This is a genomic window from Actinospineispora acaciae DSM 45401, assembly GCF_000620785.1.
In the GTDB taxonomy this organism is placed as follows: Bacteria; Actinomycetota; Actinomycetes; order Mycobacteriales; family Pseudonocardiaceae; genus Pseudonocardia; species Pseudonocardia acaciae.
In genome coordinates this window covers 228,658-253,288 of sequence record NZ_JIAI01000002.1, presented here as the reverse complement: position 1 = coordinate 253,288, position 24,631 = coordinate 228,658, and the positions used below count along the sequence as shown (strand labels likewise).

At 71.8% G+C, this 24,631-nt stretch carries 22 protein-coding genes; 10 read left to right on the top strand and 12 right to left on the bottom strand.

Going from position 1 to position 24,631, the window contains the following annotated elements; genetic code table 11:
- Positions 1–18 precede the first annotated feature (18 nt).
- Genes N912_RS51000 through N912_RS50990 form a run of 3 tightly spaced genes read right to left on the bottom strand, consistent with a single transcriptional unit; the run spans position 19 to position 4,807 of the window.
- Positions 19–2,301: a glycoside hydrolase family 3 C-terminal domain-containing protein gene (locus N912_RS51000; RefSeq protein ID WP_051580021.1), complete on the bottom strand. Its 2,283-nt coding sequence runs from the start codon at positions 2,299–2,301 to the stop codon at positions 19–21.
- Entirely contained in the window at positions 2,298–3,479 is a 1,182-nt protein-coding gene (locus N912_RS50995; RefSeq protein WP_051580020.1) for a mandelate racemase/muconate lactonizing enzyme family protein, read from the bottom strand. The genes N912_RS51000 and N912_RS50995 overlap by 4 nt, the downstream gene beginning before the upstream one ends.
- A complete protein-coding gene (locus N912_RS50990) occupies positions 3,476–4,807 on the bottom strand; it encodes an MFS transporter (protein WP_245645247.1) in 1,332 nt (443 codons plus the stop codon). Before N912_RS50990 ends, N912_RS50995 begins: the two co-directional genes overlap by 4 nt.
- A 79-nt stretch (positions 4,808–4,886) precedes the next feature.
- Between N912_RS50990 and N912_RS63385 the strand changes: the two genes are divergently transcribed.
- The gene (locus N912_RS63385) at positions 4,887–5,636 is read left to right on the top strand and encodes a GntR family transcriptional regulator (RefSeq protein ID WP_169747858.1); all 750 of its coding nucleotides are present in this window, start codon (positions 4,887–4,889) and stop codon (positions 5,634–5,636) included.
- Positions 5,637–5,668: 32 nt separating this feature from the next.
- On the opposite strand, the gene N912_RS0110745 is transcribed toward N912_RS63385, so the two are convergent.
- Genes N912_RS0110745 through N912_RS0110735 form a run of 3 tightly spaced genes read right to left on the bottom strand, consistent with a single transcriptional unit; the run spans position 5,669 to position 9,289 of the window.
- Entirely contained in the window at positions 5,669–6,841 is a 1,173-nt protein-coding gene (locus tag N912_RS0110745; RefSeq protein WP_028922432.1) for a mandelate racemase/muconate lactonizing enzyme family protein, read from the bottom strand.
- A gap of 9 nt (positions 6,842–6,850) precedes the next feature.
- Positions 6,851–8,167 (bottom strand): cation:dicarboxylate symporter family transporter, encoded by a 1,317-nt coding sequence (locus tag N912_RS50980; protein ID WP_051580018.1) that lies wholly within the window; start codon positions 8,165–8,167, stop codon positions 6,851–6,853.
- 6 nt (positions 8,168–8,173) lie between these two features.
- Positions 8,174–9,289: a mandelate racemase/muconate lactonizing enzyme family protein gene (locus tag N912_RS0110735; RefSeq protein WP_028922431.1), complete on the bottom strand. Its 1,116-nt coding sequence runs from the start codon at positions 9,287–9,289 to the stop codon at positions 8,174–8,176.
- 190 nt (positions 9,290–9,479) lie between these two features.
- On the opposite strand from N912_RS0110735, the gene N912_RS0110730 reads away from it, so the two are divergent.
- From N912_RS0110730 to ilvA, 4 genes are all read left to right on the top strand, one after another.
- Entirely contained in the window at positions 9,480–10,184 is a 705-nt protein-coding gene (locus tag N912_RS0110730) for an FCD domain-containing protein (protein WP_028922430.1), read from the top strand.
- On the top strand, positions 10,185–10,820 hold the full coding sequence (locus N912_RS0110725) for a LysE family translocator (RefSeq protein WP_028922429.1): 636 nt from the start codon (positions 10,185–10,187) through the stop codon (positions 10,818–10,820).
- 120 nt (positions 10,821–10,940) lie between these two features.
- The gene (locus N912_RS0110720) at positions 10,941–12,116 is read left to right on the top strand and encodes a glycoside hydrolase family 3 N-terminal domain-containing protein (RefSeq protein ID WP_028922428.1); all 1,176 of its coding nucleotides are present in this window, start codon (positions 10,941–10,943) and stop codon (positions 12,114–12,116) included.
- A 64-nt stretch (positions 12,117–12,180) separates the two neighbouring features.
- Positions 12,181–13,446 (top strand): threonine ammonia-lyase IlvA, encoded by a 1,266-nt coding sequence (ilvA, locus tag N912_RS0110715; RefSeq protein WP_156993395.1) that lies wholly within the window; start codon positions 12,181–12,183, stop codon positions 13,444–13,446.
- 4 nt (positions 13,447–13,450) lie between these two features.
- Here ilvA and N912_RS0110710 read toward each other — a convergent pair whose 3' ends face one another.
- Complete coding sequence (locus N912_RS0110710) at positions 13,451–16,078, bottom strand: PEP/pyruvate-binding domain-containing protein (RefSeq protein ID WP_211261206.1); 2,628 nt, start codon at positions 16,076–16,078, stop codon at positions 13,451–13,453.
- A gap of 79 nt (positions 16,079–16,157) precedes the next feature.
- Here N912_RS0110710 and N912_RS0110705 point away from each other — a divergent pair, with 79 nt between their 5' ends.
- The 3 genes from N912_RS0110705 to N912_RS0110695 all read left to right on the top strand — a co-directional run bounded on the left by N912_RS0110705 (position 16,158) and on the right by N912_RS0110695 (position 18,072).
- Positions 16,158–16,631: a GbsR/MarR family transcriptional regulator gene (locus N912_RS0110705; RefSeq protein ID WP_028922425.1), complete on the top strand. Its 474-nt coding sequence runs from the start codon at positions 16,158–16,160 to the stop codon at positions 16,629–16,631.
- A gap of 45 nt (positions 16,632–16,676) precedes the next feature.
- Positions 16,677–17,132 carry a TIGR03668 family PPOX class F420-dependent oxidoreductase gene (locus N912_RS0110700; RefSeq protein ID WP_342670846.1) on the top strand — a complete coding sequence of 152 codons (456 nt, stop codon included), beginning with the start codon at positions 16,677–16,679 and terminating at the stop codon, positions 17,130–17,132.
- Positions 17,133–17,241: 109 nt separating this feature from the next.
- On the top strand, positions 17,242–18,072 hold the full coding sequence (locus tag N912_RS0110695; protein WP_084210796.1) for a YveK family protein: 831 nt from the start codon (positions 17,242–17,244) through the stop codon (positions 18,070–18,072).
- 22 nt (positions 18,073–18,094) lie between these two features.
- Here N912_RS0110695 and mftD read toward each other — a convergent pair whose 3' ends face one another.
- Genes mftD through N912_RS0110670 form a run of 5 tightly spaced genes read right to left on the bottom strand, consistent with a single transcriptional unit; the run spans position 18,095 to position 22,375 of the window.
- On the bottom strand, positions 18,095–19,276 hold the full coding sequence (mftD, locus tag N912_RS0110690; RefSeq protein ID WP_028922422.1) for a pre-mycofactocin synthase MftD: 1,182 nt from the start codon (positions 19,274–19,276) through the stop codon (positions 18,095–18,097).
- A 48-nt stretch (positions 19,277–19,324) separates the two neighbouring features.
- Positions 19,325–19,948: an L-threonylcarbamoyladenylate synthase gene (locus tag N912_RS0110685; RefSeq protein ID WP_028922421.1), complete on the bottom strand. Its 624-nt coding sequence runs from the start codon at positions 19,946–19,948 to the stop codon at positions 19,325–19,327.
- A 42-nt stretch (positions 19,949–19,990) separates the two neighbouring features.
- On the bottom strand, positions 19,991–21,100 hold the full coding sequence (menC, locus tag N912_RS0110680; RefSeq protein WP_028922420.1) for an o-succinylbenzoate synthase: 1,110 nt from the start codon (positions 21,098–21,100) through the stop codon (positions 19,991–19,993).
- Positions 21,097–21,912, bottom strand: coding sequence for a hypothetical protein (locus tag N912_RS0110675; protein WP_028922419.1), 816 nt, complete (start codon positions 21,910–21,912; stop codon positions 21,097–21,099). The genes menC and N912_RS0110675 overlap by 4 nt, the downstream gene beginning before the upstream one ends.
- 25 nt (positions 21,913–21,937) lie before the next feature.
- Entirely contained in the window at positions 21,938–22,375 is a 438-nt protein-coding gene (locus N912_RS0110670) for an Lrp/AsnC family transcriptional regulator (RefSeq protein WP_211261205.1), read from the bottom strand.
- A 107-nt stretch (positions 22,376–22,482) separates the two neighbouring features.
- On the opposite strand from N912_RS0110670, the gene ddaH reads away from it, so the two are divergent.
- A complete protein-coding gene (ddaH, locus tag N912_RS0110665; RefSeq protein ID WP_342670845.1) occupies positions 22,483–23,349 on the top strand; it encodes a dimethylargininase in 867 nt (288 codons plus the stop codon).
- On the top strand, positions 23,346–24,581 hold the full coding sequence (rocD, locus tag N912_RS50975) for an ornithine--oxo-acid transaminase (RefSeq protein ID WP_051580017.1): 1,236 nt from the start codon (positions 23,346–23,348) through the stop codon (positions 24,579–24,581). The genes ddaH and rocD overlap by 4 nt, the downstream gene beginning before the upstream one ends.
- Positions 24,582–24,631 lie beyond the last annotated feature (50 nt).

Here is a 24,631-nt window from a genome sequence, read left to right as displayed (position 1 = left end):
CCGCTCGGTTTCGTCATGTCAGCCGGCCAGGGTGACGGTCTCGCGCAGCATGATGCGCGTGGCTGACGTGCCCAGTTGGATCTCGAAGCCTCCAGGCTCGACGACGCGCCTGCACGCGGCATCCACCAGCGAGAACGCCTCCGGCGGTAGCTGGAACCGCACGGTTGTCGTCTCGCCGGGAGCCAACCCGACCTTCCGGAAGCCCCGGAGCTCCTTGACCGGGACCGAGGCGCTGGCGAGCAGGTCCTTGAGGTAAAGCTGCACGACCTCGAACCCTTCCCGGGGACCGGTGTTCGTCACGTCGACGGCGACGTCGAGGCTCTCGCCCATGCCGAGCGGACCGGGTGTGACGCACAGGTTCTGCCATCGGAAGGTGGTGTAGCTGAGACCGAACCCGAACTCGAACAACGGCTCGTGACCGATATCGGCGTAGGAGACGGGGAACAGCAGCGGTGTGCCCGCGTCGAGCGCCCGCGCGAATGCGTGCTTGGTGTTGTAGTAAACGGGCAGCTGCCCGACGTGCCGAGGGATCGTCATCGGCAAGCGGCCGCTCGGGTCGACGTCTCCGACCAGGATGTCGGCGACGGCGTCTCCGCCGGCTTCGCCGGGGAACCACGCCTCGACGATGGCCGGGATGTGCTCGGCAATCCACGGGATGGAAAGGGTGCGCCCGTTGACCAGCACGACGATCGTGGGGGTTCCGGTCGCATGGACCGCGTGGACGAGCTCCTCTTGGAGGCCGCCGAGGTCGAGGTCGGCCACGTCGGAAGTCTCGCCCACCGTCGGCCCTGTTATCGGGTCCTGGTTCTCGAACGCCCAGAGGCCGGCCCGCTCCCCGACCACCACGACGGCTACCTCGGCGGCCCGCGCGGCCTCGACGGCTGGGGCAATACCGCCACGATCGTTGCCACGGAACTGGCAGCCCAGGTTGTAACTGACCTGGGCGTGTGGAAGCTTGCGCCGAAGCCCGTCGAGCACCGTGACAACGGAGTCGCTCGACGGCGCGGCGTAGTCACCCAGCTGGTTTGTCGCATCGTCGGCGGCGGGGCCGATGACGGCTACCGAACGAACGTCCTTGGCCAGCGGCAGCAACCCACCCTCGTTCTTCAGCAACACGAGCGATTCGGCGGCCGCCTCACGGGCGAGCGCGCGATGCGCGGACGAATGGACGACTTCTTCGGCACGTCGCGGATCGACGTACGGCCGGTCGAAGAGCCCCAGTCTGACCTTGACCGACAGCACGCGTCGCACGGCCCTGTCGACGAGCCGCATCGGGACCTGGCCATTGCACACGGCGGTCACCAGAGCGTCGAGGTATCCGGGCATGAAGCTGATGCTGACGTCCAGTCCCGCGCGGATGGCCGCCGCCCCGGCGTCCTCCCAGGAATCCGTGAAGTTCTGCGTGGACGTGTCGCCGTCCGGCAGCAGCGACGACAGCCCGCCTCCCTCCTCCACAACGACACCGTCGAAACCGAGCTCGTCACGCAGCCAGCCGGTCAGCAGCCGCTCCGACATGTGGGTGGCCTCGCCGAGGACGACCGCGTAGGAGGCCATCACCATCAAGGCGTGTTCCTCGCTGACACCCGCCACCCAGGCAGGCAACGCGACCGAGCGCAGCTCGCGCTCGCTGAGCTGCACCTCGCCTCGTTCCAGCCCGCCTTCGGTCGGGTTCTGGGTGGGGAACACCGTCAACATGGCCGCCGTGTGCTCGTCCGAGGCCACGTCCTCGCCCTGCACGCCGCGCACGATGGCGCGGACGATCTCGGCGGTCAGGTACGGGTCCTCGCTGTAGGTTTCGCAGTTGCGGCCGAGCCGTGGGTCCCGGTTCACCTCCGCCACCAACGAGCTCAACGCGTGCACTCCGACGGCCCTCGCCTCCGTGGCAGCCGCTTGGTACACCCGCTGGACCAGCCGCATGTTCCAGGTGCTCCCGATGCCCGGCCCTTCGGGAAACACCGTGGCACCGGGAGCCGTCGAGCCGTGCGTGCCCTCCACGATCTGCAGCAGCGGGATACCGAGCCTGGTGTTGAGGGCGGCTCGTTGCATGTCGTTGCTCCATTGCGCCTGCTCGCGCGGGGTCTTCCCGGCGGTTGCGACGACGCCGAAGAACCCGCCGCCGGGACCGAGGAAGTCCAGCAGCTCACCGGTGACGAACGGGTGACGCCCGCGCGCCTTGGTCGCCGGGCCGAGGAACGGCATGTGCAGTTGGCCGAGCTTGTCCTCCAGCGTCATGCTGGCGAGCAGCTTCTCGACCAGAGCGGTGCCCTGCTCGTGCTGTGGGGATTCGTCTGTCGCGGTCACGCCCGTGTCTCCTGGCGGTTGTGTTCGGTCTGGTCCCTGAGCAGCACGTGGCGCAACGCGGGCGGGACATCGCAGTACCGGCCGACCGCCTCCGGGTCGAGGGCGATACCGAGCCCCGGCCGGTCGGGAACCGCGAGCATTCCGTCGGCATCCAGGGTCCACGGGCTGCGCACGATCTCGTCGATGTAGGGCGAACCGGTCTTGTACTCGACGAGGTCCGTCCCCGGTAGCGCGCTGGCCAGCTGGAGGTCGCTGGCCAGCCCGACGGCGGTGTTCCAGCCGTGCGGGATCAACCGGACACCGCGCTCCTGCGCGTACCAGCCGATCCTGCGCTGCTCGCTCAACCCGCCGACCTTCGTGACATCGGGCTGCACGATGTCCCATGCGTACGCGTCGAGGAACGGTACGAACGACTGCCTGCGCGTGAGCACTTCGCCACCGGCGATCGGCACGGCGGCCGCTCGGCGCAGCATCGCGTACTCGGTGATGTGGTCGGGGTCGAGCGGTTCCTCCAGCCAGGCCACGTCGTAGTCGGCGAGCATCCGGGCCGTGGCCAGTGCCCACTTGTAGCCGTGCGGCCAGTTCGCGTCGCTCGCCCCGACGTCCACGGCGACCGTCGCGTCGTCGGCCGCCTCGCGCGCGGCGGCGACGAGCTTCTCGTCATACCGCCTGTCCTTACGGCCCAACGCCCCCCAGCCGATCTTGAACGCGCGGAACCCGTGCTCGCGCAGCTCGGCGATCTGCGAGGTCACTTGTTCGACGCTGTCGGCGAGCAGCGACGCGTACGGCATCACCCGGTCGCGGTAGGTGCCGCCGAGCAGCCGACCCACCGGTTGACCGGTCACCTTGCCGAGGATGTCCCACAGCGCGATGTCGATGCCGCCGACGGTGTGGGTGACCGCGCCGCCGCGTCCCTGCCAGAACGTGTGCCTGTGCAGCTTCTCTGCCACCCGTTCGGGTTCGACCGCGCTCTCGCCCAGGAGAAGGTCGCGGAGCACCGCCAGCGCGGCGCGAACAAGGTCCTCGCTGGTGAAGACGCTGCCGTAGCCGACAACGCCGCCGTCCGTCGTGACCACCACGAGCGTGTGCACCACGTCAGCCGGCTCGAGCTCGCGCGCCCAGCCGCCGCGCGGCGTCGCCCCTCGCAGTCCGAGCGCGTGGACGTCCTCGATCCTCATACCGGCTGCCTCCTCGCCGTGGATGACTGTTGCGCCGGCTCGATCCGGCCGAGCAACGGCAGATAACAGAGCAGGCCGAGCGCCAGCACGCCGGCGGCGAACGCGAACGGCAGCAGGAACGAGTCGGTGGCCTGCGCCAGGTAGCCGGCGACGACGATGCTCACGATGTCGACCAACGTCGCCACGAAGTTCATCGACCCGCCGAGGCTGCCGACCCGGCCATGCGGAGCAACCAGCGCGGGCAGGCTCCAGCCGACCACGCCAACGACGGAGAGCCCCGCGATGGAAACGCTCACATAGACCACCGCGAGCTCCGCCGAGCCAGCAGACCCCGCCAGACCGATCGTGAGCCCGAGCACGAGACCCCCGGCGAGGAACCCCTTGCGCACCCGGCTGGGGTCACGACCCGACGTAACCAACCGATCGAGCAGCCAGCCGCCGACGACGAATGACGCCAACGCCGCGACCACCCAGGGAACCGTCACCCACAGGCCGGTACGCAGCAGTGGCACGCCGTACTGCAGCTGCAGATAGCTCGGCAGCCAGTTCAGCAACAGCGAGAACGCGTACTCGTAACACGCGAAGCCGAGGATGATCGCCCACGCCTTGCGCATCCTGAGCAGCTCACCGAGTCCGCGCAGCACACCTCCGGTGGCCTGCCCGGGCTCCTGCGCGCCGCCCGCCATGATGTACGCACGCTCGGCCCGCGAAAGCCGGGCGTGGTCGGCCGGATCCCGGTAGAGCACCCACCACGCGGCACCGAACACCACGCTCAACGCGCCGAGGACAACGAAGCTGGCCCGCCAGCCCCACAGGCTCACGATGGCCGCGAGCACCGGCGCGGCCACGACGTTGGACACCCTGGCGGCGCCGTCGAAGAACGCCGTGGCGAGACCGCGTTCGTTGCGCGGGAACCAGTAACCGGTTGCTTTGGCGGCGGCCGGGAACACCGGGCTCTCACCGATACCCAGCAGCAGCCGGAACGCCAGGATGAGCCCGAACCCGCTCGCCAGCGCCGTGAGGAACGACGCCAGCGACCAGACCGCGATACAAGCCCGCGTGATCCAGCGCACGCCCATCCGGTCGAGGAGCAGACCGACGGGCAGCTGGGAGGCGCAGTACGTCCAGTAGAACGCGGACAGGACCAGGCCGAGCTCCCCCGTGGTCAGCCCGAACTCCTCCCGTACCGAAGTGCCGGCGAACGACAGCGCCGTGCGGTCGAGGTAGTTGACGACGATGCCCACGCCGATCAGCCCGGAGACCTGCCACCGAACTCGTCCGACGTGCCGCATGGCCTGCCTCTCCGGTTGGAACTTCAGGGTCCGCATGCTACGAACGAAAACCCCAAATGGTCAACCATCTCGTCGATTTGGCATACCAAGAGTGGTGTGGTGGAAGATGTTCCCCATGACGGAGTCCGACAACATCGAGATGCGTGGCTTCCTCGGCGACACCGCGGTTGTCGAGCTGCGCCGTCTCATCGCCACCGGCGCGTTGGCACCGGGCGAACGCATCGTCGAACGCGACCTCGCGAGCCGCCTCGGCGTGAGCCGGGGACCGATCCGGGACGCGATCAAGACTCTTCACCACGAAGGCCTGGTTGAGGTGCGCCCGTTCGCCGGCGCGTGCGTCGCCACCATCGACAGGGACGAGATCGACGAGATCGTCGCGTTACGACGTCAGGTCGAGTACTTCTCCATCGCCGGCGCGACGTTGCGCGCGACCGGGCAAGATATCGCCGGTCTTCGTCAGCTCGCGAGGAAGATGGGTCCAGCCTTCGCCGCCGGCCGTGTCGACGAGCTCCTCGACCTCGACCTCGGCTTCCACCTCGCCATCTGCGATGCCGCCCACCACGGCACGCTCGCCGCCGCGATGCGCATGTTGTACCCGAGGCTGAGCATCCTGTTCTACCCCCAGATGCTGCGGTCCCACACGCCCGAGACGTTCGAGCAGTCCCACCACGATCTTGTCGATGCCATCGAAGGCGGCGAGGTGGACGCCAGCCTCGGCGCCATCGACGAACACATCGACAGCTTCTACAGCGACGTCGAGCTCCGCATCGACGGAGGCCGACAGGCCCGGCGTGCCACCTACCACGACAAGATCAAGCCGGCCCGTCCGGTGGCCGTCCTCCGCCGACGAGGCACCTTGGACTAGCGGCGTCCGTGACCGCTGGCCATTGTCAACCCTCAGGTGTGCAGGCCGCGGAAGACCTTGTACAGCGTGGACTTCTCTTCGAAGCCGATGCCCGGGGACTCGGTGAGGGCGATCCGGCCGTCGCGGACCACGGCGGAGTCGGCGAACCCGCCGGTGGGCTGGAACTCGCCGGGGTAGGACTCGTTGCCGCCGAGGCCGAGGGCGGCGGCGATGTGCAGGGCGAACTGATGGCCGCCGTGCGGAATGCACCGCCGGGGTGACCAGCCTTGTTGGCGGAGCATTTCCTGGATACGGAGGTATTCGACGAGGCCGTAGCTGAGCACCGGGTCGACCTGGATGACGTCGCGGTCCGGGCGCATTCCGGCATAGCGGAGGAGGTTGCGCGCGTCCGGGAGGGAGAAGAGGTTCTCGCCGGTCGCCAGCGGGCCGGAATAGTGTTCGGCGAGGGTGGCGTGCAGGGCGAAGTCGAGCGGGTCGCCCGGTTCTTCGTACCAGAACAGTCCGTACGGTTCCAGCTCACGGCCATAGGCCAGCGCGGTGTCCAGGTCGAACCGGCCGTTGGCGTCGACCGCGAGGCGTGAGCCGTCCCCGTCGAGAACATCCAGCACCGCCTCGATGCGTTCGATGTCCTCGCCGAGTCCCGCTCCGCCGATCTTCATCTTGACCACGCGGTAGCCCAGATCGAGGAAATGTCTCATCTCGTCCTGCAGCTCGTGGATTCCCTTTCCGGGCGCGTAGTAGCCGCCGGCGGCGTAGACGAACACGTCGTTATCCGGTTGGCCCAGGCCATGGCGCCGCGCCAGCCACCGGTACAGCGGTTCCTCGTCGATTTTCGCGGCCAGGTCGAACAACGCCATGTCCACCACGCCGACGGCCACCGACCGTTCGCCGTGGCCGCCCGGCTTCTCGTTGCGGGTCATCACGGCCCAGGCCCGCGCGGGGTCGATGTTCGAGCCGTCCTCGGTCAGCAGCTCCTCCGGACCGGCCGCCATCAGCCGGGGGATCACCCGCCGCCGCAGGATCTCCCCCACGCTGTAGCGGCCGTTCGAGCTGAACCCGTACCCGACCACCGGACGGCCGTCCCGAACCACGTCGCTGACCACCGCGACGATCGAGCAGTCCATGTCCCGGAAGTTGATGTAGGCGTTGCTCATGGATGAGCTGATCGGCACCGTTCCCTCGTGGATGGCGACGATTTTCGGCATGCTTTCTCCTTATTTCCGACGGTGCGGGCGGGCGATGGTACGGGCGGCCAGTTCGTCGTCCATTCCGCCCGGTTCCCAGCGGGCCACGACGACGGTGGCCACGGCGTTTCCGAGCACGTTGGTCAGGGCCCGCACGAGCGAGAGGAAACGGTCAACGGACAGGATGAGCGCGAGGCCGGCGATGGGCACGAGGCTGGTGGCGGCCACCGTGTTCGCCAGCGTGACGAATGCGGATCCGGTGACCCCGGCGGTGCCTTTGGACAGGATGAGGAAGACCAGGAACAGGGCGAGCTGGTCGCCAAAGGTGAGCGGTATGCCGTAGACCTGCCCGATGAACACGACGCAGATCGGAATCACCACGGCGACCCCGTCGAGGTTGAACGAGTACCCGGTCGGCACCACCAGGCCGACCACCCGGCGCCGGCATCCGAAGCTTTCCAGGCGCGCCATGAGCTGGGGCAGCACCGCCTCGGAGGAGGACGTTCCGAGCACGATGTAGAGCTCCTTGCGCAGCTCGCGCACCAGCCGGAACAGCGAGACGCCGACCATCCGGGTGGCGGCGCCGAGCACGACGGTGACGAACACGGCGAGCGCCAGCGACGAGACGGCGACCAGCTTCATCAGCGCGGTCAGCGTCTCCGGGCCGTACTTCCCGACCGTGTACGCCACCGCGCCGAAGGTGCCGATCGGGGCGAACAGCATGACCACCCCGACGATCCGGAAGAACACCTCGGACAGCTTCTGGCAGCCGCGCAGGATCGGGTCGGACACCTCGCGCGGCAGGCCGAGCAGCGCAATCGCGAACAGCACCGCGAACACGAGCACCTGCAGGATGTTGCCGGTGGCGAAGGCGTTCACGGCGTTGTGCGGCACCACGTCGGTGAGGAACTCCGTGAACGACTTCTCCGAGCCGCCCTTGACGTAGGTGGACAGCTCGCCGGAGGCCCCGCCCGGCGGCGCCACGCCGTGCCCGGGGCCGAACAGGTTGACCGCGAGCAGCCCGAGCAGCATCCCGACGGTGGTGACGATCTCGAAGTAGATGATCGCCTTCAGCGCGATCCGCCCGACCGTCTTCATGCCGCCGGCGGTGACGATCCCGGTGACCATCACCAGGAACACGATCGGCGCGATGACCAGCTGGATGAGCGCGATGAACATGTCGGCCAGCGGCTTGAGGCCGGCCGCCGCACCGGGCGCGAGCACGCCGAACACGGCCGCCGCGACCGCCGCCACCAGCACCTGAACGCTGGTGTTGGTGGCCAGCCGGCGCCAGCGTGGGGCCTGTGCCGCCCTGGTACCGGCGTCGTTGCCGGTCTGGGTGGTCATCGTGGCTCACCCGTCCGTCACGAGCGTGTCGCGCAGCGCGTCACGGTCCACGTCCAGGCCGAGGCCCGGCCGGTCCGGGACGGTGATCCGGCCGTTCGCCGGCACCGGGGAGTCCGGGAAGAGCAGGCCACCGACCTGCGCCATGCCCAGGTGCCACTCCAGGATCCAGCCGTTCGCCAGCCCGGCCAGGGTGTGCATGCTGAACAGCGGCCAGCCGCCGCCGTGCGCGATCGGCAGGTTGTACGCCTGGGCCAGGTGCGCGGCCTTGCGCGCCTCGGTGAACCCGCCGCAGTAGCAGGCGTTGGGCTGCAGGATGTCCACCGCGCGGTGCTCGACCAGCTCGCGCAGCCGCCAGCGGTGGCCCTCCATCTGCCCGCCCGCCAGCGGGATCGCGGTGTGCGCCCGCAGGTCGGCCATGGCCCGCGCGTCGTTCTGGTGCAGCGGCTCCTCGAACCAGGTCAGGTCGCAGTCCGCCACTGCCCGGCACAGAAACTTCGCGTCCGTCGGGGTGAACAGGTAGTTGGCGTCGATCATGATGTCCACGTCGTCGCCGACCGCCTCGCGCACCACCCGCACCCGGGCCGCATCCTCCCGCCAGCCGCCGGGGTCCACCCCGACCACCAGCTTCAGCGCCCGGAACCCGGCGTCGACGTGCAGCCGGGCCGCCGCCGCAAGGGTGTCCCTGTCGTACTGCGGGAACCCGAAGGTGGCGTACACCGGCAGCTCGGTTCGCGCGCCGCCGAGCAGGCTGGCCACCGAACGCCCGGCGTGCCGGCCGGCGATGTCCCACAGCGCGATGTCCAGCAGCGACAGCGCGCTGGACACCACGCCGGTCATCGCCCGGGGGTTGAGCGCGCGCCCCACCCGCTGGTGCACCGCCTCCACCTCGCGCGGGTCCATCCCCGCCACCACCGGCAGGAAGTGCTCGTGCAGGGCGGCCACCACCGACCTGGCCAGGAAATGCCCGGTGATCGCCACCCCGGTCAGCCCCTGGTCGGTCTCCACCTCGCAGAACACGAACTCGCGCTGCTCCTCACGGCCGTAGCCGCTGACCTTCCCGGACAGCAGCGGCACCTCGATCGAGGTGGTGTGCACGCTCGCCCGGATGTCCTTGATCTTCATCGCACCCCCTGGGGGTCGGCTCCAACGGTGCGGCAGAGTCTGAGCCACCAAATCGCCAACTGTCAACGATTTGCTATTTCGGACGGCGACGTGCTAATAAAGTGATGATCTGTCGGTGTGACGGCCCGAAACGCGGCTTGGCAGTTAATCGCTGACAGTTGACGTTCCAGTCCGGGCCCCGAGGAGGTTCATGGCCGAGAGCACCGGCCCGATCACGGCGCTGCAGCGCCGGGTGGCCGAACGCCAGGCGACCTCGCTGCCCCACCTGATCGTCGAGGAGCTGGAACGGATGATCATCACCGGGGTGCTGGAGGGCGGCGACCGGATCAACGAGTCGGCGCTGGCCATGCGGCTGGGCGTGAGCCGGGGTCCGGTCCGGGAGGCCTGCCGTCACCTGGAACGCACCCGGCTGGTGGAGTTCCGCGCCAACCGGGGCATGTTCGTGCGGGAGATCTCCGTCGAGGAGGCCGCGCAGCTCTACGACATCAGGGCCAGCCTGTTCGGGCTGGCCGGCCGGCTGGCCGCCGCGCGGTTCACCGGGGACGACGCCGACCTGCTGCGGGCGAAGATCGAACGGCTGGCCGACGCCGCCGGCATGGACGACTACTACCCGCTCAACGTCGAGTTCCACCGCCACCTGGTGGCCCTGTCCGGCAACCCCCGGCTGGTCGAGCTGTACGACAACGTGTCCAAGGAGCTGCACCTGTTCCGCCGGCACGGGCTCGAACCGGCCTCCGCCCGGCGCAGCTCCAACGACGAGCACCGCGCCATCCTGCGCCACCTGGAGGCGCACGACGCCGACGCGGTCGCCCGCCTGATGGAGGACCACATCCTGGCCGGCAAGCGCCGCATGCTCGCCGAGCACGAACGCCCAGCCGGCCGCCGGAGGAGCTGAATGGACGCCGCGACCCTGCTCGCGTTCGTGGGCGTCTCCGCCGTCGTGATCATGACGCCGGGGCCGGACACGGTGGTCACCGTGCGCGGGGCGCTGGCCGGCGGGTGGCGCGGCGGGGTGCTGACCGGGCTCGGGGTGGCCAGCGGGCAGCTCGTCTGGGCGGTGGCCACCAGCGCCGGCGTGGTGGCGCTGTTGATCGCCTCCGAGCCGCTGTTCCTGGCCGTCAAGTACGCCGGCGCCGCCTACCTGGCGTTCCTGGGCGTGCAGGCGCTGCGGGCGGCGTGGCGCCGGTCGTCCGACGGCGGGTCCGCCCAGGCACCGGCGCGGCGGCCCAGGCTGCAACCGCTCGCCGCCTACCGGCAGGGCCTGATCAGCGACCTGGGCAACCCCAAGATGGCGGTGTTCTTCGCCAGCCTGCTGCCCCAGTTCGCGCCGCCCGGCCCGGCCGCCTTCGCCACCCTGCTGCTGCTCGGCGCGCTGTTCGCGGCGATGACCTTCGGCTGGCTGGTGCTGTACTCGGCGGTCATCGCGCGCGCCGGTGACGTGCTGCGCCGCCCGAGGGTGCGCCGCGCGGTCGAGGCCGTCACCGGGACGCTCCTGGTCGGCCTGGGGGTACGGCTGGCCACCGTGCCATAGCCGAGCCGTAGCGGGGTCGGCGCACGTCCACCCCGCACAGGGCGCTAGCATTGCTATATCAGCCGGCAGCAGCTCCCCACCTCGAACCGGACCCAGCCCAACGGGTCCGGCCGGCACCGCATGGTGCCACTGCGGCCCCGCACCAGGCGCCGCCTCGGCCTGATCGCGCTGGCCCTGCTGGTCGTGGCCGGCCTGGGCATCGGCCTCGCGAGATGGACGAACTGGACGACGTGGCCGGCCGGCTCGCCGGGGTCGCCCGAGAACCGCCCGCCGGCCGCCGAGCCGCGCCAGCCCAGCTGCGCGGACCGGGTGGCCCAGATGCCGATACGGGCACAGCTCGCGCAGCGGCTGATGGTCGGGGTGAACCCGGCCCGGCCGGACTCGGCGCGCGCCGTCGTCGCCGAGACCGGCATCGGCGGGATCTTCATCGGCGGCAACCCCACGGACATCCTCAAGGGTGACGCGCTCGCCCCGATGCGCGCGGCCGGCCCGTTGCCGGTGACCGTCGCGGTGGACGACGAGGGCGGCCGGGTGCAGCGCATCGACGAGCTGGACGGCTCCATCCCGAGCGCCCGGGCGATGGCCGCCACCATGACCCCCGCGCAGGTCCGCGAGCTGGCCGCCAAGCGGGGCCGGGAGCTGCGCGCCCGGGGCATCACGATGGACATGGCCCCGGTGGTGGACATGACCGACCCCGGCGCATCCTCCGGCGGCGTGATCGGCGACCGCGCCTTCGGTTCCGACCCGGACCGGGTGACCCGCTACGCCGGGGCGTTCGCGGCCGGCCTGCGCGACGCCGGGGTGTATCCGGTGCTCAAGCACTTCCCCGGGCACGGTCGCTCCAGCGGCGACTCGCACAAGGGCGAGGTCACCACGCCGCCGCTGAACGCGCTGCTCGGCGCCGACCTGGCGCCCTACCGCAACCTGATGGCCGCCGAGCCGACGGCGGTGATGGTCGGCCACCTGATCGTGCCGGGGCTCACCGACGGGCTGCCGGCCACGGTGAGCCCGGCCGCCTACCGGCTGCTGCGCGGCGACCTCGGCTTCGGGGGGCTGGTGTACACCGACGACCTGGGCGCCATGCGCGCCATCACCGACCGCTACAGCCTGCCGGACGCGGTGTTCGCCGCGCTGCGCGCCGGGGCGGACGTGGCGCTGTGGACCAGCGGGGAGCCGGTGCCGCCGGTGCTGGATCGGCTGCAGGCCGCCGTCCAGTCCGGCCAGCTGCCCGCGCGGGACGTGGCCGCCGCCACCGCCAGGGTGCTGGCCGCCAAGGGCGTCTGCGCGCCGGCGTGATCCCCCCGCGCGTCGGCGCCCCGGCCGCTCGTGGCACGGTCGGCCCGTGACAGGTGCCACCCAGATGATCTCCGTGACCGCCGGCGACGTGGACGAGGCGGCGGCGCGGCTGCGCGGCGTGATCGCGCCGAGCCCCCTGCAACCCAACGGCCGGCTCACCGCCCGCCTGGACGCCGCCGTCTGGCTCAAGCGCGAGGACCTGCTGCCGGTGCGCTCGTACAAGCTGCGCGGCGCCTACAACCTGATCGCCCAGCTCGACGAGGACGCCCGCGCGGACGGCGTGGTGTGCGCCAGCGCCGGCAACCACGCCCAGGGCGTGGCCTACGCCTGCGCCCGCCTCGGCGTGCAGGCCAGGGTCTACCTGCCGCGCACCACGCCGAGGCAGAAGCGCGACCGGGTGGCCTTCCTCGGCGGCGAGGTGGTGGACGTCCGGGTGGTCGGCGACGGCTACGACGACGCCGCCGCGGCCGCCCTCGCCGACGCCCGCGACACCGGCTCCACCCAGGTGCCCCCGTTCGACGACCCTAGGACGGTGGCCGGGCAGGGCACCGTGGTCCGCGAGGTGCTCAGCCAGCTCGGGCGCGAGCCGGACGTGCTGGTGGTGCCGGTGGGCGGCGGCGGGCTGCTGGCCGGCACCCTGGTCTGGCTGCGCGAACGGCATCCCGAGGTGCGGGTGGTCGGCGTGGAGCCGGCCGGCGCCGCGTGCATGGCCGCCGCCGTCGCCGCCGGCGGGCCGGTGGACCTGGACGAGGTGGACCCGTTCGTGGACGGCGCCTCGGTGCGCCGGGCGGGCGCGGTCACCCATCCGATCGTGGCCGCCGGCGTGCGTGACGGCGCCGCCAGCCTGACCACCGTGCCCGAGGGCAGGGTGTGCGTGGAGATGCTGGAGCTGTACCAGTCCGACGGCATCATCGCCGAGCCGGCCGGCGCGCTCGCCACGGCCGCGCTGGCCAGCGGCGCGGCCGGCGACATCGCGGACGGGAGCACGATCGTCTGCCTGCTCTCCGGGGGCAACAACGACGTCAGCCGCTACGCCGAGGTCGTCGAGCGCGCGCTGGTGCACGAGGGCCGCAAGCACTACTTCCTGGTCGACTTCCCGCAGGAGCCGGGCGCGCTGCGCCGGTTCCTGGACGACGTGCTCGGCCCGGACGACGACATCACGCTGTTCGAGTACGTCAAGCGCAACAACCGGGAGACCGGCCCGGCCCTGGTGGGGATCGAGCTGGGCCGGCCCGAGGACCTGGACGGCCTGCTGGAGCGCATGCACGCCGCGCCCCCGCACATCGAGCTGGTCCCGCCGGACAGCCCGCTGTTCCGGTTCCTGCTCTGACCTCCTAGAGCACCCGCACGGTGCCGCGCGAGCCGTCCACGCTGACCCGGTCGCCGGTGCGGATCCGCATGGTGGCGTCGCCGCAGCCGACCACGGCCGGGATGCCCAGCTCGCGGGCCACGATCGCGGCGTGCGAGAGCGGCGCCCCGACGTCGGTGACCACCGCGCCGGCGCGCGGGAACAGCGGTGTCCAGCCCACGTTCGTGATCATGGTGACCAGCACCTCCCCCGGCCGCAGCGACTCGCCCTCGGCGGCGTTCGTGAGCACCCTCGCGGTGCCCTCCACCACGCCGGCCGCGCCCGGGTAGCCGGTGATCGTGTCGCTGACCGGGGCCGCCGAGGGGCTGGCGGTGGCGTCGTAGCGGTCGCTGCGCCGGTTCGGGTCGGCGAACCAGGCGAACGGGTCGAACGCGCCCCGGATGAACGTCGGGTACGGCGGCAGCGCGGCGTAGCGGTCGTGGGTCGCGCGCCGGGCCGCGACCTCGCCGAGCGCTTCACCAGGGGTGCCGTCCAGCAGCGCGAGGAGCTCGTCCAGGTCCAGGTAGAACACGTCGTCACCGCGACCGGTCAGTTCCCCGGCGCGCAGCGCCCAGTCGCGGACCACCCAGAACACCCGGACCGCCTCCGAGCGCGCCCGCTCCCGCAGCGAGGCCGCCTCGCTCCAGGCGTCCAGCTTGGTACGCAACCGCGCGGCCTTCTCCGGGTCCGCCTTCAACACCCGCTCCCAGGCCCGCGCCCGCGCCACGTCCTGGCGCTCCAGCAGCGCCACCGCGTCCTTCTCGGCCCCGGCCAGCCCGGCGAGCTGGCCGTCCAGCCAGTGCGGGTCCTCCGCCGGGCGCGGCACGGAGATGTCCAGCTCGTGCGGACCCCGGTGCCCCCACTTCTGGACGAAGTCCTCCCGGTCCAGCTCACCCCTGGCCACCTTCGCTAGCCCGACCACCGGGCCGAGGCTGTCCAGCGTGCTCCCGTCGGCCTTCGCACCGGACAGCAGCAGGTTCGCGTCCTCCTCGCCGACCAGCCCGCGCAGCTCGTCACCGTCCATCGAGAGCGCGCTCTCGTCGTCGCGGGTGCCGGCGCCGAGCATCGAGGAGACCCGGCCGTGCAGCGGCCCCAGCTCGGCGCGCCACAGCTCGGCCAGCTCGGCCGGGGTGCCGGCGGACCGGACCCTGGCGCGCAGCTCGGCGCACCGGCCCGGGGTGTCCCCGACCACCTGGGCGAAGTTCTTCCGGTCGGCGGCGATCTTCCGCTTGGACCTGACCACCTTGCCGAGCGCCTCCCGGATGATCCGCCACCGGGACTCCCCCAGCGGCGGCACCGACATCCCGGCCGGCACCGAGCCGAACACCTGCTCGGCCCCGGTCCGCGCCCGGTGGCCCATGAAGAACGCGTCGGCCAGGCCGTAGATCATGCTGAGGTTCAGGTAGGGCCGCCCGCCGATGATCCCGGCGAGCTTGTGCCCGGCGACCTCGTCGACCGGCAGCGAGCCGGCCAGGAAGATCTTGACCACGGACCAGCCGAGCGGGGTGACCACGTCCGGCACCGCCTCGCCGATGTTGGTCGACGTCCACAGGAAGTCGCCGGCCAGGCTGTCGTTCCAGACCTGGTGGCCGCCGTCGGCGGAGTCGTGGTCGGGCAGCGTGGGTACGGCCACGCGCAGCGTGGTGATCGGCCGGGCCTGCACGACGTAGAACGTGCCGTCGCGCCGGGTCCACTCCACGTCCATCGGCGCGCCGTAGAGCCGCTCGATGCGCTCGCCCAGCCCGGCCAGCGTCGCCACCTCGGCGTCGGTGAGCACCGGCCGGCGGCGCAGCTCGTCGGGGACGTCGACCTCCTCGGTGCCGTGCTCGGTGCGGACGGTCATCACCGTCTTGTCGGCCGTCTGCCGCACCACGACGGCGCCGTTCGCGCGATCCACGACCACCGTGTCCGGCGTGACCTGCCCGCCGACCACCGCCTCGCCGAGCCCCCAGCCGGCGTTGATCACGATCTGGTCCCGCGCGCCGGTCATCGGGTTGGCGGTGAACAGGATGCCGGCGGCCGCGTCGGCGGCCCCGGTGACCAGCTCCTGCACCACCACGGCCAGGCTCACCTCGTCCGGGTCGATGCCGGTGCGCGCCCGGTAGCCGATGGCACGGGCGGTCCACAGCGACGCCCAGCAGCGCCGCACCGCGTCCAGCACCGCCGGCACGCCGCGGATGTTCAGGTAGGTGTCCTGCTGGCCGGCGAAGGACAGCTCGGGCAGGTCCTCCGCGGTCGCCGAGGAGCGCACCGCCACTGGGACGTCAGCGCCGAGCGCGCGGTAGGACTCCGCGATCGCGGCGGCCGTCTCGTCCGGGATGGGGTGCTCGGCGAACAGCGCGGCGATGGTGTCCGCCGCGGTCTCCAGGGAGTCCGGGCGCGCCGGGTCGGCGCCGGCCACGGCGGCCAGGATCGGGTCCTTCAGGCCGGCCTCGGCGACGAAGCGCCGGTAGGCCTCGGTGGTGACGTGGAACCCGGTCGGCACCGGCAGCCCGGCGGCGGCCAGCCGGGCCAGCGAGGCGCCCTTGCCGCCCACCTGGGGCAGGTCGGCCGACGGGTCGGCCAGTTGTCGAACAAGCGGCAGGGCCTGGTCGAACGAGGTCGTCATGGTCATGAGCCGGCAACCTACTCTCTTTTCACAACTTTGTGAAAGTTGTATCAGCCGTGTAGCCTCCACTCCCGAAGGGGGGTCGATGAGCGATCGCGACGAAGATGCGCTGGCGAGGTTCGTGGAGGGGTTCGCCCTCGAGCTCGCCGACGCCGGCATGCCCCGGATGGCCGCCAGGGTGCTGGTCGCGCTGCTGGTCACCGAGTCCGGCGGCGCCACCGCCGGCGAGATCGGCGAGCTGCTGCGGGTGAGCCCGGCGGCCGTGTCCGGCGCGGTCCGCTACCTCGGCCAGCTGGAGATGGTCGTCAAGGAGCGCGAGCCGGGCGAGCGGCGGGACCGCTACCGGCTCTCCGACGACATGTGGTACGAGTCGATCGCCCGCAAGGACCGCATCTACGCGCGGTGGGCGCGGCTGCTGGGCGACGGGGTCAAGGCCGCCGGGTCCGAGACCACGGCCGGCACCCGGCTGGAGGACACCCGCCGGTTCTTCGAGTTCGTCACCGCACAGACGCCGGACATCATGCGCCGCTGGCGCGCCGTCCGCGACTCCGGCCACTGACCCGTGAGTGGTTAGCGTTGCTATGACAACGCTAACCACTCACGGGTGCGTACCCTCGACGGCATGCGGCTGGCCGAACCGGAGGCGCGGCGGCTGCTCGGCTCCGCGCGGGTGGCCTACCTGGCCACCGTGACCGAGCTGAACCGCCCGCACCTGGTGCCCGTCACGTTCGACCTGGACGGCTCGGTGATCGTGATCGCGGTCGACCAGAAGCCCAAGACGACCACCGACCTGCGCCGGCTGCGCAACATCGCCGGCAATGACCGGGTCGCGGTGCTGGCCGAGCACTATGACGACGCCGACTGGTCGGCGCTGTGGTGGGTCCGCGCGGACGGCCGGGCGCGGGTGCTCACCGACGAGCCGGGCCGCGCCGACCCGATACGCCGGCTGCGGGCGAAGTATCCGCAGTACCTGACCGACCCGCCGGCGGGCCCGGTGATCCGGATCGAGGTCGACGGATGGTCCGGATGGCGACACGCCGCGCGACACGGCGGACGATGAATTTCACCGCGGCGTTCTCAGGGTCAGGGCTCTAGCCTGGTGACTGACGGTATACCGTCGTGGCCCGATACAACCTGACCCGCGAGCCCCACGAGGAGACACGTTGCCGATGGCTACCCCCAGCTCGGCCCCGGCCGGGGGCGCTGGCCGCCCGGCCCCTCGGCCACCCGGGCCGCCACCGGTACCCGGCCAGTACCGCCCGCCGGCGGGCGGTGGCTTCGGGCCACCCGGCCAGCGACCGCCCTCCCGGCCGTCACTGACCAAGCCGCAGCAGGTCCGTATCGGGCTGGTGTCGGCCATCCTGGTCGTGCTCGGGGTCGCCCTCGGCCTGGTCGCCACGATGGCGCTGCCGCACGTCTACGCCGCGCAGGCGACCATCCGCTACAACCTCAGCGACCGCTCCAGCGCCGGCGACGCCGACCGCACGCTGACCACCCAGACGGTGATCATCACCGGCCGTGAGGTGCTCCAGCCCGTCGCGGACAGCACCGGCGTGCCCGTGGACTACCTGACCAAGAACGTCATCGCCACGATCGTCCCGAACAGCGAGATCATCCAGATCCAGGTCAACCACCCCGACCGGGGCTCCGGCATCCAGCTTGCCGACGCGGTGGCCCGCCGCTACCTCGACGTGGCCAACGACGCCGGCGACCGGGCACGGACCCAAGCCCAGCTGGACAACCTGCAGAAGCAGCTGGCCAACCCGGCGACCCCGCCGGCCCAGGTCGCGGACCTGCAGGGCCAGGTCGCCGACCTGCAGGGCCAGATCGCCCAGCTCGCGACCAGGTCCAACATCGCCTCGATCGTGGCGCCCGCCTTCTCGGTGCTGGCCCCGGTGTTCCCCAACACGCTGATCACGCTGGGCATCGGCGCGATGATCGGCGTGCTGGCCGCCGCCCTCGCCGGCACCCGGATGGCGCGCAACTGGACCCGCCGCTGACGCCGCGCGCCGGCAGGCGGGCTCAGGCCGGTGCCGGCGCCCGGGTGAAGTCCGACGGGATGATCAGGTCCTCGGGCACGAGGTCGTGCACGGACGCCCGGCCGAGCCCGAGCAGCGCCTCGTCGATCCCGCCGCGCAGGATCTCCAGCACGTTGGCCACGCCGGCCTCGCCGTTCGCGGCCATCCCCCACAGGTAGGCGCGGCCGACCATCACCGCCCTGGCGCCCAGCGCGAGCGCCTTGACCACGTCGCTGCCCCGCCGGATCCCGCCGTCCAGCAGCACCTCGATCTGGTCGCCGACCGCCTCCACGATGGACGGCAGCACGCGGATGGTGGCCGGCGTGCCGTCCAGGTTGTTGCCGCCGTGGTTGGACACCGAGATCGCGCTGACCCCGATGTCCACCGCCCGCCGGGCGTCATCCGGGTGCATGATCCCCTTGATCATGAACGGGCCGCCCCACTCCTCGCGCAGCCACCTGATGTCGTCCCAGCTCGCCAGCGGCGTGCCCAACCACTGCCCGTACGCCCCGAAGAACGTCGGCGCCGGCTCGCCCGGGTTGGCCAGGTTGGGCACCGTGAGGTCGGGCAGCTTGCCGGTGCGGGCGAAGTCCAGCAGCCAGCGCGGGCGGCGGAGCACCTCGGGCGCGAACCTGGCCATGGCCTTGAGGTCCAGCCGCTCCGGAATGGCCGGGCTGCCCCAGTCCCGCCGGTGCGCGAACGTCCAGTCCAGCGTGACGATCAGCGCCTTGGCCTTCGCCGCCCTGGCCCGCTCCAGCCGCTGTTGGATGCTCTCCCGCGAGCCCACCCAGTAGACCTGGAAGAACGTCCGCTCGTTGGCGGCCGCCACGTCCTCGATCGACCTGCTGGCGAACGAGCTGAGTCCGATCGCCGTGCCCGCGGCCTGCGCCGCCCGCGCCACCGCCACCTCGCCCTCGGGATGCACCGCCTGCACCCCCGTCGGCGAGATGATCACCGGGAACGAGATCTCCTGGCCGAGCACCGTGGTGGCCTGCTCACGCTGTCGCGGCAGGTCGGCGATGTGCGGACGGAAGCCCAGCTCGCCGAACGCGTTCACGTTGTCCTCGAGCGTGATCCCCCGCTCGGTGCCCGCGACCAGCGCGAGGTAGACCGACCTCGGCAGCCGCCGCTTCGCCCGCCGCTGCGCCTCGGCGACGCTCTCGAACCACTCCCTGGTGCTGGCCATGCCGGGCAGCTTAACCTCAGTCGCCGCCGCCGGCCGGTCGCTCCGGTACTAGCCCTCGAACCGGGCCGGATCCCCCGCCCCCCGCCGGACGATCTCCGGCTCCGGCAGCGAGAAGTCGATCACCGTGGTCGGCTCGGTTCCGCAGTCCGAGGAGTCGATCACCGCGTCCACCGCGTGGTCCAGCCGTTCCTTGATCTCCCACCCCTGGGTGAGCGGCTCCTCCTCGTCGGGCAGCAGCAACGTGCTGGACAGCAACGGCTCGCCCAGCTCGGCGAGCAGCGCCTGCGCCACCGCATGCTCCGGGATCCGCACCCCCACCGTCTTCTTCTTCGGGTGCATCAGCCGCCGCGGCACGTCCCTGGTGGCCGGCAGGATGAAGGTGTAGCTGCCCGGCGTGGCCGCCTTGATCGACCGGAACACCGCGTTGCCGATGTGCACGAACTTCCCGAGCTGCGCGAAGTCCCTGCAGACCAGCGTGAAGTGGTGGCGGTCGTCGAGGTGGCGGATCTCCCTGATCCGCTCCAGCCCGGCCTTGTTCCCCAGCTGGCACCCGAGCGCGAAGCAGGAGTCGGTCGGGTAGGCGACCAGCCCGCCGTCCTGGATCATCTCCGCGACCTGGCCGATCGCACGCGGTTGCGGGTTGTCCGGATGCACGTCGAAGTACCTGGCCATGCCCGCAGCTTAGGCCGGATCACCGAGCCGCACGCACCACGATCACCGAGTGAACAAACTCCTCCGCCCGCGACTGACGCGCCGCAGCACGTCACCCACCGGCACGGCACCGATCCCCGCCCCGGCCGGCACCCGAACGTGACCGTCTTCCAGCACGAACGGCTCGGTCAGGTCCTCCACGAAATACCGATCGGACGCCGACGTATCCCCAGGCAGCACGAACCCCGGCAGCGCCGCGAGCGCGAGGTTCGGCGCCCGCCCGATCCCGGTTTCCAGCATGCCGCCGCACCACACCGGCACCCCGTGCGCCACCGCCACATCGTGAATCCGACGCGCCTCCAGGTAACCCCCCACCCGCGCCGGCTTGATGTTGATCACCCGGCAGGCGTCCAGCGCGATCGCGGTGGCCGCGTCCCTGGCGCTGGTGATCGACTCGTCCAGGCAGATCGGGGTGCGCAGCCGGCGGGCCAGCTCGGCGTGTCCGCGCAGGTCGTCCTCGGGCAGCGGCTGCTCGATCAGGAGCAGGTCGAACTCGTCGAGCCGGCGCAGGCGTTCGGCGTCGGCCAGGGTGTATGCGGTGTTCGCGTCCACCTGCAGCGCGAGGTCACCGCCGAAGCGCTCGCGGACCGCGCGCACCGGCTCCAGGTCCCAGCCGGGTTCGATCTTGAGCTTGATCCGGACGTACCCCTCGGCGAGGTAGCCCTCGACCCGGTCGAGCAGCTCGGGGACGGAGTCCGCGATCCCGACCGACACCCCGGCCGGCACCCGGTCACGCACCGCGCCCAGGTACGACCCGAGCGACATGCCGTGGGTGCGGAGCTCGGCGTCGAGCACGGCGGTCTCCAGCGCGGCCTTGGCCATCGGGTGCCCGCTGACCGGCGCCATCGCCCGCGCCGAGGCGGCCGCCGTGACCGACGGCAACGCCAGCACCCGAGGCACCAGGTGATCGGCAAGAACCGCCTCGGCGCCGGCCACGAACTCCGAGGAGTACAGCGGCTCCGGCTCGCCGGCGAACTCCGACCAGCCCTCGGCGGCATCGGTGACCACTTGTACGAGGAAGGTGTCCTTGTCGTGCTGGGTGCCGTGCGAGGTCCGGAACGGGCTGCGCAACGGAATGCCGATGTGCCACAGCTCGATGCGCTCGATCCTCACCCGTCCCCCTTTTCCAACCGGTACCACCCGTCCCGGGACATGCCCACCGCCCGGTAACCATCGTCGAACGCCGGTGCGAGCGCCGCCCGCACCGCCCGCCGCCAGGCCAGCCCCGCCGAGGCATCGGCGGCCCGCAACGCCGCCGCGTCCGCCGGCACCCGACACCACAGCACGCCGTCCAGCCGAGCCGTCAACGCCTCACCGTCCGGCGCCCGCTCGCCGAGGTAAGCCGAGGCCGGCGGCCCGCCCGGATCCGCACCCGGCGGGTCCGCCGTCAGGTCCCACCGGGCGGTGAGCCGGTCGGTCTCGTCGCCCTCGTTGAGGCCGTCGTCCATCGCCCCGTAGAAGTCGACCAGGTACTCCACGGCCACCGCGCCGAGCTTGACCAGGTTGAACCGCGCGTTGCGGCCGATCAGCGGGTCGAACGTCCAGGACATGACGCCAGCGCCGCGCTCCAGCGCCCAGGCCCGCTGGGCGTGCTTGAGCGCGAACCCGATGCCCCGGTCGGACGGCGAGGCGCCGGCGACCAGCGAGTACGCCGCCCGGGTGGCCGGCGGCTCGAACACCCCGACGGCGGCCCCGACCAGCGAGCCCCCGGCGTACGCGGCCAACGTGGCCCCGCCCGCGTGCCACAGGCTGCGCAGCAGGTCGGCGCGCATCGGCGGGTTCTGCTCCGGCGCGTTCCACACCCGGGTCAGCAGCCGCTCCACCTCGACGATCCCGGCCACGTCGTCCACCGGGGCGATGCGCACCCCGGCCCGCCGCGCCGCCTCGTCCGCCACCAGGCGCGCGGCCGCCACAGGGACACTCACCCGGCGAGCCTAACCCGCGCGGCCGTCACGAACGGGGACGGTCGATCAGCCGGGACAGCACGATGACGCTCTCGGTGTGGTCGATGTCGGGGTGGTCGCGGACCCGTTCCATGGCCTGCTCCAGGTGCTCGATGTCCCTGGCCGCCATGTGCAGCAGCGCGTCGGCCGCCCCGGAGACCGTGCAGGCGCCGAGCACCTCGGGCACCCGTTCCAGGCTCTCCCGCAGCTGGCGCGGCGACACGTTGCCCCGGCAGTAGACCTCCACGTACGCCTCGGTGGTCCAGCCCAGCGCGGACGGGTCGAGCACCACGGTGAAGCCTCGGATCGCGCCGCTGGCCCGCAGCCGGTCCACCCGCCGCTTGGCCGCCGGCGCGGACAGCCCCACCTGGGCGCCGATGTCGCCGTAGGTGGCCCGCCCGTCCCGGAGCAGGCAGTCCACGATCCGCCTGTCGATCACGTCCATAGCACGCACATAAATAACGTTCGACGCAGAACCACGCAACAAACCTACCGTATACCTGCAAAGTTTAGATATTGATTGCACGAACGGCCCGAACATACCGTGATCGCGTGACAGTGCTGCTGGAGTCCCCGGCGCGCCGCGAGCCGGCCGATCGAGTCGCTCGCCCGCGCCAGTTCCTGATGTGCCCACCCGACCACTTCGACGTCTCGTACGCGATCAACCCCTGGATGGACACCACCCGGCCGACCGATGTCGCGCTGGCCCGCCGGCAGTGGGACCGGCTGCGCGAGGTCTACCTGGAGCTCGGGCACACCGTGCACGTCATCGAGCCGCGCCCGGAGCTGCCGGACATGGTGTTCGCGGCCAACGGCGGGCTGGTCATCGGCGGCCGCGCGTTGGGCGCCAGGTTCGCCCACCCGCAGCGGGCCGCCGAGGCGCCGGCCTACCTGGACTGGCTGCGTGGCCACGGGCTGCGCTCGGTCACCGAGGCGGAGCATGTCAACGAGGGCGAGGGCGACTTCCTCGTGGTCGACTCCGGGGATGAGCGCGAGCGGTTGGTGCTCGCCGGCACCGGCTTCCGCACCTCGGCGAACGCGCACGACGAGGCGCAGGAGCTGTTCGGGCTGCCGGTGGTGTCGCTGCGGCTGGTGGACCCGCGCTACTACCACCTGGACACCGCGCTGGCGGTGCTGGACGAGCGGACTGTCGCCTACTACCCCGGGGCGTTCAGCGCGGGCAGCCGCGAGGTGCTGCGCCGGCTGTTCCCGGACGCGGTGCTGGCCGACGCGGCGGACGCCGCCGTGCTCGGGCTCAACGCGGTGTCCGACGGGCGCAACGTGGTGCTGGCCGAGCGCGCCACCGGGCTGGCCGCGCGGCTGCGCGAGCGCGGCTTCCACACCGTCGGCGTGGACCTGTCCGAGCTGCTCAAGGCCGGCGGCGGCGCCAAGTGCTGCACCCTGGAGATCCGCTCATGAGCCTGCTCGCCGAAACCCATGACACCGTCGACCACCTGCGGCTGGCCGACGAGCACGCCGCGCACAACTACGCCCCGCTGCCGGTGGTGATCGCCGACGGCGACGGCGCCTGGGTGACCGACGTGGCCGGCCGCCGCTACCTGGACTGCCTGGCCGCCTACTCCGCGGTGAACTTCGGCCACCGCAACGAGCGGATCATGGCCGCCGCCCGTACCCAGCTGGACAGGGTCACGCTGGTCAGCAGGGCGTTCGCGCACGACCAGTTCGGGCCGTTCTGCGCCGAGCTGGCCGCGCTGGTCGGCAAGGACATGGTGCTGCCGATGAACACCGGCGCGGAGGCGGTGGAGTCCGCGATCAAGGTCGCCCGCAAGTGGGGCTACCAGGTCAAGGGCGTGCCGGACGGCCAGGCCACGATCGTGGTGGCCGGCGGGAACTTCCACGGCCGCACCACCACCGTGATCAGCTTCTCGGACGACCCCGAGGCGCGCGACGGCTTCGGCCCGTACACCCCCGGCTTCCGCACGGTGCCCTACGGGGACGCCACCGCACTCGCGGAAGCGATCGACGACACCACGGTGGCGGTGCTGCTGGAGCCCGTCCAGGGCGAGGCCGGCGTGATCGTCCCACCGCCCGGTTACCTCCAGGCCGTCCGCGACCTCTGCACCCGCCACGACGCGCTGTTCGTCGCCGACGAGATCCAGTCCGGCCTGGCCCGCACCGGGCGGACGCTGGCCTGCGAGCACTTCGGCGTGGTCCCGGACGTGGTGCTGCTGGGCAAGGCGCTCGGCGGCGGTGTGGTGCCGGTGTCGGCGGTGGTCGCGGACGCGGACGTGCTCGGCGTGCTCGGCCCGGGCCAGCACGGCTCCACGTTCGGCGGCAACCCGCTGGCCTGCGCGGTCGGGCGGGCGGTGGTCGGGCTGCTGGCCACCGGGGAGTACCAGGAGCGGGCCCACCAGCTCGGCGAGCACCTCGGGGACGGGCTCGCCGGGCTGGTGGGAAGAGGGGTGACAACGGTGCGCCGGCTCGGGCTGTGGGCCGGGGTGGACATCGACCCGGCGCTGGGCACCGGCCGCGACGTGTGCGAACGGCTGCTCGCGCACGGCGTGCTGGCCAAGGACACCCACGGCGCGACGCTGCGGCTGGCCCCGCCGCTGGTCGTCGAGCGCGACGAGCTGGACCTCGCGGTGAGAGCATTGGGCACCGCGCTCGACGAGCTGACAACCGCCCGCTGAGCGTCGGACCCCAGCCGAGGAGGCACCGTGGCCCACGGGACACCAACGTT